Origin of the sequence: Streptomyces sp. NPDC058796 (assembly GCF_042745235.1) — a bacterium.
Lineage (GTDB): Bacteria > Actinomycetota > Actinomycetes > Streptomycetales > Streptomycetaceae > Streptomyces.
This window is the reverse complement of record NZ_JBHYOP010000037.1, coordinates 1-4,431: the sequence shown is the minus strand read 5'-3', so window position 1 is coordinate 4,431 and position 4,431 is coordinate 1. Positions and strand designations below refer to the sequence as shown.

Here is a 4,431-nt window from a genome sequence, read left to right as displayed (position 1 = left end):
GTTAAGCAGTTCCCCAACTGACTTAACCTTCGATTAAACCGCCTCCCCAGGCGGTTTTTTCGTTTCAAGAGGCTACGCCCAAACGACAATGATCGTCAAGGATCTTCTTGGTAAGATATGACAAAGAGCTTTCGAACTTTTATATCTTATTCAAGGAACTAAGATGCAAGACAGGTCAGTAGTTAATCGACAGGGGTTTAACCCAGAGCTCGATCTGCCGTATTCGCTAAGGATTAGTGATTTTGAGCACGCAATGGAAGATATTTATGACTTCTTCCATGATGTGAACAATTTACTATCAAACAAAGGATTGCATAGGCTTGATGACATGATGAGACCAGCAGCTATGTCTGGCCTCATTTCAGATATGATCACAGCTTCCCTCGCTAAATTTTCAAGATCACTTGTTGAAAACAAGCATTTCAATGGACATCCAGACCTAGTTGTTAGAGGCAAGTATCCGAATGACAGTATCTCCTCAGGGGAAGACGGCATTGAAATAAAAACCACCAGGAAAAATGGGGGTGCCGTCGATACTCATGGGGCAAGATCTCAATGGATGTGCGTATTTGTCTACAATGTAGATAATGAGACTGAACCGGCCTCAGACAGAAAGTCGATGAAATTTACCGAGGTATATCTTTGCCACGTTGATGAAAATGACTTCCGTCGTAATGATCGTGGTGCATTAGGAACCAGAACAGCAACCCTTCACAAAGAAGGGTTGAAGAAGCTCAGAGAAAGCTGGGTTTACAAGGATTTAGTTTAGTTATTTTCCTTGCTTGGAAGGGCTGATAGCGCGGGGATAGCTTTCTCCGCCAAATCAAAGAACTCCCGGTCTATTTCAACTCCAATGCTCTCATAACCTATATGGTTTGCAGCTGCTAATGTGGAGCCGCCCCCCATAAATGGATCGAGAATAATCCCCTCTCCTAAAGGAAGCACTGCCCTCACTAATTGCCTCATGAAATTTTGCGGCTTTAATGACGGATGTGGCGCTATCTTTTTTTCATGTGCTGGCGTCGGATGAGATTTAATGACATCGCCAAATGGCCTGTCAGCTGAAATTCTCCTGAATCCACCTGTTTTCCACTTTCGTAGATTATCCTGAACCCTTCCATCTAGAGGCTTTCTCAGCACTATCCATGGTTCCCATTGAGAACGTGGCATGACAGAAACATCTCCAAATTCATCATGGGCGTTTTTGGGCCTATCCCCTCCTCTCATGGTCATAACCTGACGCGCGATGTAACCTCGTAGCTCTAAGCCAGACGTAGACATAGAGTCCGCGACTATATGCGATAGAAGAGGGTTGGATGCGATAACTATATTCCCGCCAGGAACAACCACCCTTTCGACTTGCGAGGATAGTTCTTTGAAAAATAATGATATATTTCTAAGATCTTCTTCCCGCAAAACCGTAAAGCGAGGTAATGGCGCACGCTTATGTCCATCAAAGGAAGGCGGCTTTCTCCAAATACCACCTTTCCCTGCCCTTAGTTTCTCAGTCTGCTGTTTTGTATACTCGACTAATCCGTAAGGAGGATCGGTTACAACTGCATGAATTGAATTATCTTTTTGCCTTTTTAACCATTCAATTGCATCATCAAAAAAAATCGTCGATTTCCCAACAGCCTTAGGTGAAGACGTCAAATCTAAGGAGGGAGTAATACCAGCATCACCATTTAAGCGATAGACACCGCGATCTACTCGTTCGAACAGACCAGGGGTATTTAAACTCAGATATGAACGTACAGAAGATTTTGAAATTTCTCCAATTTTCAAATAAACAGCGTTGGTTATCTCCTCAATAGAAGCTTCTCTTCCAAGCCTTAAAAAACATTCAATTATCGAGTCACGAACAACACCAGGAGCCAAAGACATGTTTATAAATCCAGTATTTTTGTATAAAATAATAATACTAACTAGACGTCAGGACGTCAATTTAGTTTAAAAGTGACGTCAAAAGAGCATGCATTAACTCCGCATTTACCATAACAGTGCTTTCCGGCACCGCCTCAGGGCGGGTTCGGCGCGAAAGCGGCGTCAGCCCGGTAAAACCGGCAGTAAACTCCCCACTAAATCGCGCATTCCGCGTCAGATAAATTTCACCCGACTGCATAGCCATGCAACCGGGTGAATGGCACCGGCTTTCGGCGGGGATCTGCGCCGCCCCCCCCGTTTTATCCGGTTTGTTACAGCGACGGACCGTCATACGTCCGCTGGCGCTGCGATCGTTCCAGCTCCAGCGCTTTCTGGTGCTGCGCCGCCCGCTGCTGCTCCCGGTGCGCCTCGATTCCGTTCAGCCTTGCGACAACCGGCGCAGCTGATCGCTCAAACTCTGCACCTGCCTGCTCAAGACCGTGACGCGCTCGCTCAGCGCCGCGTTCTCCCGTTGCATAAGACCAGACATCGTCCGCCATTCCGCGAAGGCGTTCTCCCACTCGTCCAGCCTTTTCGAGTAGTCCTGCTGTAGCTGCTCTAATGCGCTCAGCAACTGTTTTTCCAGCTCCGTCATGTGCTATTTCCCCGCCAGTATCATCCAGCTCGAATCCTCTCCGAACCGTCCCGCTTCCGGGTTCACCCTCACGCAGCGGCGTCTCTGATCGCCGCAGGTCGAGAGCTGCACGCCGCTGTTCCGATCGGACAGCATAGCCTGCGTGCTCTTCTGCTCCCGGATGGTCGTGTAATTGTCGAGTATCTGCTGACTCTGCCACCACAGAATGGCCGCGCTCGAAGCGATCAGCAGCGCGGACACCAGGACGATGGTCAGCCACGTCTGGCTGACCATGCGCAGCATCCCTTTCGTGCGCTGGCTCATGGCTGAGGACAGCTTCCGGTCGTGCTCGAGGATGGCGGCGCTGATTCTCTTCTCGCTTTCGCTCAGTTCCGCTCTGACAGACTTCTCGTGCTCGCTGAATGCGGCTTTCAGCATCTCGCCGGTACTCTGCTGCTGCGCTTTCGATTTCTGCTCTAAGTCCTTCGCCAGCGTTAAAAGACTGTTCATAGATGGCTCCCTTCAGTCGGATGTTTCGCCCCCCGTCCGGGTCGGCAATGCTGATGCTGCTTTTTGTAGTGCGCACCACCTCAAAACCAGCGCTTTCCAGCGCCTCAGTGACGTCCTGACGGGTTTTCAGCTCCCCGGACGAGGCTAAGGCCAGTAAACCCCGCGTAATCGCCTGGGCGGCTTCCTGCTTCGTTTCCGGCAGCGCGGACGGCGTGACCAGCGCCCGCCGGTTTTCCGGCGCGTTTGGATCGTGCAGCCCCAGCCTGCCGTTCACAATGGTCTGCCAGGCATCGATGCGCGGTCGGTCGGCGCGGTCGTAATACGGCTGGAGACGCCTGCCGGTCAGCAGCTCCGTGTTCGGGATCAGGAAGTTCAGCTCCAGCCTCCCTTTGTCCCGGTGCTCAACCCACAGCACGCTGTACTGGTCTTTATCGAGTCCGGGCATCAGAACCCGCTCGAAGCTCGCCATCAGCTTTTCACGCTGGCCGGGCGGTAAGTCCTGTTCGGCAAAAGACAGGACGCCGGATGTGTATTTTTTGGCGTAGGGCGAGGCGTCGATAAGCTCCCGGACTTCCTCCGGCTTCCCCTGCAGAACGCTGGCACCTTCGCGCTGGCGGTCTTTGCCCAGCAGGTAATCCACAGGCCCGGCGCCACCGCCGCGCCCCCGGGGGTGAAACTTAACGATCATCGTCTGCCCCCTTTTCCAGCACGGCGTGCCGCAGCCGCTCGAGTCCGGCATCGATGGCCATCAGCGCGGCGACAACCTGCACGCGGTCGTGCCCGCTGCCGCCACCGCCGTTAACCTGCCGGGCAATCTGGTTAAGGTTGTTCCCCATGCCGGCAAGCTGACGAAGCAGCGCCGGCGAGAGCGAGGGAAGTTTGCCGGTTCGGGCGGGCTTCTCGTCCAGGCACGTCTGCCGCATCCAGGCCGCGAGCTGTTTACCGTCGCAGCGCTCCAGCAGACGGCGGTGCTCATCTTCGGTCACCCACATGGTGAGCATTTTGCTGCGTTTGTCTGCCAATCCGGCCTCCTGATAACGCCGGGACGGGCGGGAAATCTTTTCCCGTTCGGCGCGGTGTTGGACAAGCCGCAGGCGCGTCAGTGGTTTTAGCGGGTTTCGGGGCGCAGCCCTGAACCAGTCACGTAGCGCTAGCGGAGTGTATACTGGCTTAATATGTTAGTTCGGAGTGGTGACTCAGGGAAGTGCTTCATGTGGCAGGGGAAAAAATGCGGCTGCGGGGCGTAAGTGCGAAATGCAGGTGTCGATGAAATGACGCCTCCTCGCTCACTCGGTCGCTACGCTCCTGCCGTGAGACTGCGGCGGGCGTTACATGCTCACGAATGACGAAATAAAGAGATGGCGCTCAAGTAAAGAAAAGCCGGGGAAAGGATGCGGCGTTGCCGTTTTTCCATAGGCTCCGCC

5 protein-coding genes and 1 pseudogene are annotated in these 4,431 nt (G+C 53.0%); 1 reads left to right on the top strand and 5 read right to left on the bottom strand.

All coding sequences use genetic code 11. From position 1 onward, the window contains the following. Nucleotides 1-163 precede the first annotated feature (163 nt). The gene (locus ACFW47_RS35160; protein ID WP_069475750.1) at nucleotides 164-769 is read left to right on the top strand and encodes a hypothetical protein; all 606 of its coding nucleotides are present in this window, start codon (nucleotides 164-166) and stop codon (nucleotides 767-769) included. Here the strand turns inward: ACFW47_RS35160 and ACFW47_RS35155 are convergent. The 5 genes and pseudogenes from ACFW47_RS35155 to ACFW47_RS35135 all read right to left on the bottom strand — a co-directional run bounded on the left by ACFW47_RS35155 (nucleotide 766) and on the right by ACFW47_RS35135 (nucleotide 4,008). Further along, nucleotides 766-1,884 carry a DNA methyltransferase gene (locus ACFW47_RS35155; RefSeq protein ID WP_077952212.1) on the bottom strand — a complete coding sequence of 373 codons (1,119 nt, stop codon included), beginning with the start codon at nucleotides 1,882-1,884 and terminating at the stop codon, nucleotides 766-768. The two genes, ACFW47_RS35160 and ACFW47_RS35155, sit on opposite strands and share 4 nt — an antisense overlap. 418 nt (nucleotides 1,885-2,302) lie before the next feature. Further along, entirely contained in the window at nucleotides 2,303-2,518 is a 216-nt protein-coding gene (locus tag ACFW47_RS35150) for an MbeD family mobilization/exclusion protein (RefSeq protein ID WP_079967714.1), read from the bottom strand. Between the two features lie 3 nt (nucleotides 2,519-2,521). Next, nucleotides 2,522-3,007, bottom strand: a complete 486-nt coding sequence (locus tag ACFW47_RS35145) for an MbeB family mobilization protein (protein ID WP_137502582.1) — start codon at nucleotides 3,005-3,007, stop codon at nucleotides 2,522-2,524. 322 nt (nucleotides 3,008-3,329) lie between these two features. Beyond that, nucleotides 3,330-3,695 (bottom strand): annotated as a pseudogene (locus ACFW47_RS35140) (relaxase/mobilization nuclease domain-containing protein); the annotation flags it as partial. Continuing rightward, nucleotides 3,685-4,008, bottom strand: coding sequence for a MobC family plasmid mobilization relaxosome protein (locus tag ACFW47_RS35135; protein ID WP_170989424.1), 324 nt, complete (start codon nucleotides 4,006-4,008; stop codon nucleotides 3,685-3,687). The pseudogene ACFW47_RS35140 and the gene ACFW47_RS35135, both read right to left, overlap by 11 nt. Between the last annotated feature and the right edge of the window lie 423 nt (nucleotides 4,009-4,431).